The sequence below is a fragment of the Bacillus cereus group sp. BfR-BA-01382 genome (assembly GCF_022663475.1).
GTDB lineage: Bacteria > Bacillota > Bacilli > Bacillales > Bacillaceae_G > Bacillus_A > Bacillus_A thuringiensis_S.
The window spans coordinates 1-4,663 of sequence record NZ_JAKUFQ010000184.1; the positions used below are offsets into that span (position 1 = coordinate 1).

Below are 4,663 nucleotides of genomic sequence, written 5' to 3' on the forward strand. Positions count from 1 at the left end.
CAGGTAAAAAAGATATGCATAATCGAGAAATTTATGATGGACACCTTATGCATGTTAAAGGGCATTCTGTTCCCTTTATTGTAACGTTACAAGAGGGTTCATTTATGTTAGAAGCAAAGGATAACACACTAAGTATGGCACTTAGTCTTTATCAATCGGATGAAATTGAGATTGCAGGGGATATTTATCAACTTGTTTAGTGATAGGGTGATGAAAGTTATGTTCATGACTACTAAATGGAATAAAATCTTTAATAAATTCAATGCTTGGTCAGAAGATGGAAAGTTCTATAAGAAGCAGGGACTATTTGGTTTTATAAGAGAAATTTCAAAAGAAGAATTTCATCAACTTTTACTCGGTAATAAAGTTACACATTTGTCATTCAGTAAGTCTAATCAAAGTATTGGTATTAGCGAATTAATAGATTTATATGGAAGATTGAGAGAACAAAACAAGTCAATACATAAAGAACGTGTGATTGTTCAAACAACACAAGAGAAGCAAGAAAACATAATAGTGGATGGAGTCCCAAAAGCTTCTTTCACTGCTACATATCGGATGTACACGGAATCAGGTAAGCTGATGGACACGATTACATTAGAAGTAACTGAAATGACAGGGAAGATGGTTGAAATGGGGCTTTATCTGCCTGAAGTATATCGTTGTGCGTATCAATTATCAAGAAATGGAATTCTCGCAACAGAATCAGACGAAAATGAGTTCTTTGACACACTAAAACCCTTAAAAATCTTAAAGAAAGTGAAGTGTAAATAGAAATGCAGACTAAAAAAGAACTAATACAAGAGTTTAAAGAAGGGAAAATGAACAAAGAATCTTTTGGATATAATGCACTAAGTTATACAGGATTCGGGCTTGTTGTTTGTAAAATTGTATATGGCATAAATGATTCTGTGTTTGGTTATGAGTTTGTGAATGGAGAGCATGTATTTTTCTTGTTACGACTGTATTCAAATGATAGTGGCCATTATTTCAACTATAAAGGTCAACGACAATATTTAGATAATTTTATAAGGAACTATTAATAAAGAATGATAGCGATAATGCTATCATTTTTTTATTGCCTTTAGAATCCTTGCAGTAAAGTGTGTTTTTAAAATCATGTGGTTATAGAACAATAATTTTATTTACTATAGTAAATAAAAGAGTTACAATGTAACCAAGTTACAAGCTAATAATAAAAATAAGAAAAGGGTGTGTTGATATGAAAGAACAAACAAAAGTAATGAGATTGGATACGAAAGAACAAGGATTGATTGAACTGTTAAGGAAGGAAGGTGTAGAGCCATTAACGAGGCTACTTGAAATGGCGCTGGATAATCCAGACACGTATAATGACGAACGGATGAAGAATGAGGAATATGTAAAAACGTTACGTAATGGAAAGTGGATTCGTTCTATATTAAAAAATGAAACCTTCTCATTGGAAAATATTGATAGTTGTGATTATCTCTTATCTGTACAAATAGAAGAAATTAAAAAGGCGATTCATGAAAATAAAAATATAGTAATTACAGGAACTACTGGAGTGGGAAAGACTGTATTATTAAATGCTTTACTTAAGTACCAATTAGAGAGATTCCCAGAACGAAAGTCAGTGGTAATAGAAAATCATCCTGAGATTTCGCCAAATATTGATTTTGAGAATAAGAATCTTCTTATTCGAGATGACGGAGATTTTAGTATGAGGAGTTTACGATTCTTGCAAGATTCTAATGAGCCATCCAGATTAATTATTGGTGAATTAATGGCTGATGAGGATTTTCTTGCAGTAACATCAGGTTTACAAGGGGGTAGTTCAATTCTGACAACATCTGCGAGGAATTTTGGGTTGCGTATGTTAAATCGTCTAAAGGCTATGCCTAATACAGAAAAGCAAATTGAGATGCTTTATGAAGTGAATTTCCTGATAATTGATATTTCAATTGGTTTGGAAGGTCAAAGAATTGTTGAAATTAAAAAGGAGTGTATTAAAAATGAATAAATTAAGAGAAATGGCAAGAGAAGCTAAGATAGATAGTGTTTTACGAAGTAACAAGAAGTCTACAGCGAAAGACTTATTAAAGTGTGAAATGAAGTGGGAAGGCGATGAATTGAAAGATTCCTTAGAGATGACTGCTTATGAAAAAGCGAAAGAGGAGTATGGGCTCTTCCAAGAAGAGTTAGCAAGAATGTATGAAAAAGAAAATTATTTATTAGAAAAGATGCAAAGCCTTTGTCCTCATAAAGAAACACATCCAATACATGACCCATTTGATACGGAAGAAATTCGGAAAGAGAAATGTTCTGAATGCGGAAAAATTATAAGTAATTAAAACTAAAACGAAAAAAAATACGTTGCATTTAAATGCAATGTATTTTTTTACTATAGTCAATAAATAATTATTGATTTTAACTATAGTTAGCTGTAAAATAAATTTGTTGACAATAGTCAATGTGAAAGAACTTTACAAAGGGTGATTACTTATTATGGCGACAAAAAAAGAAACACAAAGGATGCTTAATCTATTAGGACGTAACAATTTTGTAGTATTGGATATTGAAACAACTGCATTATCTCCAATGAAGGGTGGACGCATTACAGAAATTGGTGCTGTAAAATACGTTGACGGTAAATTGGTAGATACATATAGTCAATTGATTAATCCTGAAATGAAAATCCCTGCAAATATCACAAAATTAACAGGGATTACAAATGATATGGTTCAGGGAAAACCAGTCTACGGTCAGGTGTTACCCATTTTTCAACAATTTATTGATGGTTTTTTAGTTGTAGCTCATAATGCGAAGTTTGATTGGAATAGATTCTTATTATTTTATTTTGAAAAAGTAGGTATACATCCGAAAAATGAGGTATTGGATAGCGTTGCAGTATTTAAACATTTTTGTCCTACCAAAGGAAAATATAAGCTTGATGATTTTTGTACAACGTTTGGCTATCTAAATAAGAATCGTCATAGAGCATACGAGGATGCAGAAGCGACTGGCTATTGTTTATTAGAACTCAAACGTAGGTTTGCAAGTGAAATACCAGTAGTAAAAGAAGAACCAGTTCCAGTTCAGCCTGTTCAAAAGGTTTCGCAACCTGAAATTTTCGTAAAGCGAGTGAAATATTGGGAGAAGAAAGTTTCCAGTACGAAACTAATGAAACGACAGTATGTAAATATCAATGACAAGAAGAATTATGGAACAGTTTATTTTGATATTCCAACGCAGACTTGGTACAACAACAATTATCCTGGAGAAGTGGATTTTTCAATCGTGAATGAAAAAGTATTACAATTCTTAAATTTAAATTCAACAATTGAATTGTGTTCTTTTAAAAACTAATAGCTAATGGTTCTTTTCATAGTGAATGAACGATTTATAAAGACAAGGAGGAAGTATTTTATGAAACGAGGCAGTTGTTATGGAGAGCAAGTAGATGTTTTTGATTTAGTAGTTTCTAACGAAAGTGACTTTCATTTAACTCGTAACAAAGTATATGTAGTAAAAGAATGTGTAGGTGGCGACTTAATTCAGGTTGAAAATGATTTGGGTGAGCTTGAAACTTACACTACAGAATATTTCGATTTCTATGAAGGTCAAACAATAGATAATTTTTGAATACAAACAATTTAATCGGTAAGGGGGTGTAGAAAGTGGAATTAACAGTTTTGAATGGTGGTTTAAAAGAAAACAGATTGAGATTAGTTCCGAAAAGAATTCGTATTAAAAAAGCTCCAGTAGAACACATATGGTATCACAAGTATATTGGAGAAGAGTTTGATGTAGTGGATATTGACACGTATGGAAATGTACGTATTTATACAAATATTGAATTAGAGCATTCGGGTTGGTTACCATTAAGTGATTGCACTATTTTAAAAGAGGGGTAATTATTGTTTTGTATCGTAAATGAAATGTGTTATAATTTACTATAGTCAATAAAAAAGAAGGTGAACACATGATTTTTGAAGCGAAGAAAAATGATATACGTAAAGCTTTTGGAATGATAGAAAAAATGTTGACCTCTAAGGAATCGAAAGATGATGAATACGGTACTTTTACAATGATTGCTGAAAAAGAAAAAGTCGTCTTTGTGGGAGATAGCGAAGATTTTCCTGTTATGACCTTTGTAAGCAATGCCAATGTCATAACAGCAGGGGAAATCACAGTTTCATTGGAAGAAATCACAAGCGTTTTTAAGGCTTCATTTAAGAAAAATGTACTACTAACGCTTGAATCTGAAGAGGAATTTCTGAAAATTGATGATGGATTTTATGAGCCTCAAAGAATTCAACGTGTCAATGAGTATGAAAAGAGTGGTTTTTCGATTTCGAGTAATAAATTATTTTCTATAAATAAAGAGGTTTTACATAACAGTATTTACGAATGTGCAGTTGCTGTTAAGAAGACTTACTTAAAAGGAACGAGTTACTTACAAGTAAATGTTGACAATTCAATTGAGTTTTGTGCTACAAGTTTACATCAAGTCATTCAAAAAACTATAAGTGCAAATATTGATAATAAATCTCTTTTTTATATTGAAAAAGAGGTAGTGGCTCGTATGATTCGTCTGTTAAAAGAAGATAAGTCAAAAGAGCTTGAATGCTTTTTATCCGACAATGAAATCCACATTTCAACAACTATGATGCAGTTCAAA

General features: G+C 31.9%; 8 protein-coding genes and 1 pseudogene. All 9 read left to right on the top strand.

What is annotated here, in order from left to right; all coding sequences use genetic code 11:
* A partial coding sequence (locus MR160_RS32705; protein WP_242299115.1) for a YopX family protein occupies positions 1-200 on the top strand: 200 nt, incomplete at its 5' end.
* Positions 201-219: 19 nt separating this feature from the next.
* Positions 220-774, top strand: coding sequence for a hypothetical protein (locus MR160_RS32710; protein WP_242299116.1), 555 nt, complete (start codon positions 220-222; stop codon positions 772-774).
* A gap of 2 nt (positions 775-776) precedes the next feature.
* Positions 777-1,043, top strand: a complete 267-nt coding sequence (locus MR160_RS32715; protein ID WP_242299117.1) for a hypothetical protein — start codon at positions 777-779, stop codon at positions 1,041-1,043.
* 179 nt (positions 1,044-1,222) lie between these two features.
* The gene (locus MR160_RS32720; protein WP_242299118.1) at positions 1,223-2,002 is read left to right on the top strand and encodes an ATPase, T2SS/T4P/T4SS family; all 780 of its coding nucleotides are present in this window, start codon (positions 1,223-1,225) and stop codon (positions 2,000-2,002) included.
* Positions 1,995-2,333 carry a hypothetical protein gene (locus MR160_RS32725; RefSeq protein ID WP_242299119.1) on the top strand — a complete coding sequence of 113 codons (339 nt, stop codon included), beginning with the start codon at positions 1,995-1,997 and terminating at the stop codon, positions 2,331-2,333. Before MR160_RS32720 ends, MR160_RS32725 begins: the two co-directional genes overlap by 8 nt.
* A gap of 154 nt (positions 2,334-2,487) precedes the next feature.
* Positions 2,488-3,348 (top strand): 3'-5' exonuclease, encoded by an 861-nt coding sequence (locus tag MR160_RS32730; RefSeq protein WP_242299120.1) that lies wholly within the window; start codon positions 2,488-2,490, stop codon positions 3,346-3,348.
* Positions 3,349-3,408: 60 nt separating this feature from the next.
* Complete coding sequence (locus MR160_RS32735; RefSeq protein ID WP_242299121.1) at positions 3,409-3,624, top strand: hypothetical protein; 216 nt, start codon at positions 3,409-3,411, stop codon at positions 3,622-3,624.
* A gap of 35 nt (positions 3,625-3,659) precedes the next feature.
* Positions 3,660-3,896, top strand: a complete 237-nt coding sequence (locus tag MR160_RS32740) for a hypothetical protein (RefSeq protein ID WP_000424194.1) — start codon at positions 3,660-3,662, stop codon at positions 3,894-3,896.
* Between the two features lie 68 nt (positions 3,897-3,964).
* Positions 3,965-4,663: pseudogene (locus tag MR160_RS32745) on the top strand (hypothetical protein); the annotation flags it as partial.